This window comes from Bacteroidota bacterium, assembly GCA_034723125.1.
GTDB lineage: Bacteria > Bacteroidota > Bacteroidia > CAILMK01 > JAAYUY01 > JAYEOP01.
In genome coordinates, this window is sequence record JAYEOP010000468.1 from 1 (window position 1) to 1974 (window position 1974).

A 1974-nucleotide genomic window follows, 5' to 3' on the forward strand; every position below is an offset into this window, starting at 1 on the left:
ATTATTAATTCAAAGCCCAAGTATAATGAGTAATACAAAGTTTTCTTAGTGCCACTAAATCGACATTCCTCAATCATAAATTACTTACTTTTCCGCTTCCTTTCATGTTCATGAAGATATATCTTACGTAATCTCATTGACTTAGGAGTAACTTCAATGTACTCGTCATTTTTTATGTATTCCATTGCTTCTTCAAGTGAAAATTTTATTGGAGGTGCAAGAGCAACTTTATCGTCCGAACCGGCAGCTCTAACATTACTCATTTTTTTGGTTTTTGTAACATTTATTACAATATCACCGCCCCTAGTATTCTCTCCAATTATCTGTCCTTCATACACTTTATCATTTGGTTCAATAAAAAATTTACCTCTATCTTTTAATTTATCAATAGAATAAGCTATTGCAGTACCTGTTTCCATTGCTATCAATGATCCATGTCTTCTGTTTGCAATTTCTCCTTTCCAAGGATCATATTTATTAAATCGGTGATTAACTATAGCCTCACCTTTTGTAGCAGTTAAAATTTGATTTGACAATCCTATTAATCCCCTTGCAGGAATATCAAATTCCAGATAAGTCCTATCATTTTTACTTTCCATATTTTGAAGATCACCTTTGCGTTTTGATACTATCTCAATTACTTTTCCCGAAAACTCATTAATAACATTAATAGATAGCAGTTCAATGGGTTCATTTATTTTCCCATCTATTTCTTTTGTAAGAACTTGTGGTTGCCCAATCTGAAATTCATATCCTTCACGAACCATTGTTTCAATCAATATTGAAAGATGTAAAACTCCCCTGCCATACACAAGAAATTTTTCAGCAGAATTAGTTTCTTCTACTTTTAAAGCAAGATTTTTTTCAGTTTCCTTTACTAATCTTTCACGAATATGCCTTGATGTTACATACACACCTTCTTGTCCGAAAAAAGGTGAATTGTTAATTGTAAATAGCATACTCATTGTCGGCTCATCAATTTTTATTGGTGTTAATGCTTCAGGATTTTCAAAATCAGCAATTGTATCACCTATATCAAAATTCTGAGGACCAAGAACAGCACATAATTCACCGGCTTTTACTTCATCTTTTGTTTTTTCTTTTCCTAATCCTTCAAAAAGATATAATTTCTTAACAAATGATTTTTCAACATTCCCATTATTTTTAACAACTGAAATTTGCATTCCTGCTTTTATAACACCCCTTGAAACACGCCCTACAGCAATTCGTCCAACATAAGAGGAATAATCCAATGAACTTATTTGCATTTGCAAACTACCTGTGTTAACAACAGGAGGTTTAAAATATTCAATAATTTTATCAAGCAAATAACTAATATCAGTTGTTTCTTCTTTCCAGTCGCCCGACATCCAGCCGTTTTTAGCTGAGCCAAACACAGTAGGAAATTCTAATTGATCTTCAGTTGCATCAAGGCTAAACATTAGTTCATACACATCTTCTTCTATTTCATCGGGTTTGCAATTTGGTTTATCTACTTTGTTTATAACAAGAATAGGTTTTAAGTTTAATTCTAATGCTTTCTGTAACACAAATCGTGTTTGAGGCATAGGACCTTCAAAAGCATCAACAAGTAGCAATACACCATCAGCCATGTTAAGAACTCGCTCTACCTCACCGCCAAAATCCGAGTGACCGGGAGTATCAATAATATTTATTTTTACTCCTTTGTACCTTACCGATACATTTTTTGATAAAATTGTAATTCCACGCTCTCTTTCTAGCTCGTTTGAATCAAGTATAAGTTCCCGAACTTCTTGGTTGTCACGAAATAATTTTACCTGATGTAAGATTCTATCAACAAGGGTAGTTTTTCCATGATCAACATGGGCAATGATTGCAATATTTCTAATATTTTGCATTAATGTGGTTTTCTGTCTTTTTATTAAATAAAATTTGAATTTGCAAAGGTAAAATTATTTTTAATGATTTACTATTAAAAATACAATTTGAAAA

General features: G+C 32.1%; 1 protein-coding gene. It reads right to left on the minus strand.

Annotation, left to right across the window (positions count from 1 at the left end):
- Window positions 1-80 precede the first annotated feature (80 nt).
- Window positions 81-1880: a translational GTPase TypA gene (gene typA / locus U9R42_12120; GenBank protein ID MEA3496763.1), complete on the minus strand. Its 1800-nt coding sequence runs from the start codon at window positions 1878-1880 to the stop codon at window positions 81-83.
- Between the last annotated feature and the right edge of the window lie 94 nt (window positions 1881-1974).

Excerpts from the sequence above, each read along its gene's own strand:
- typA (MEA3496763.1), bottom strand. The coding sequence starts at position 1,880 with ATGCAAAATATTAGAAATATTGCAATCATTGCCCATGTTGATCATGGA.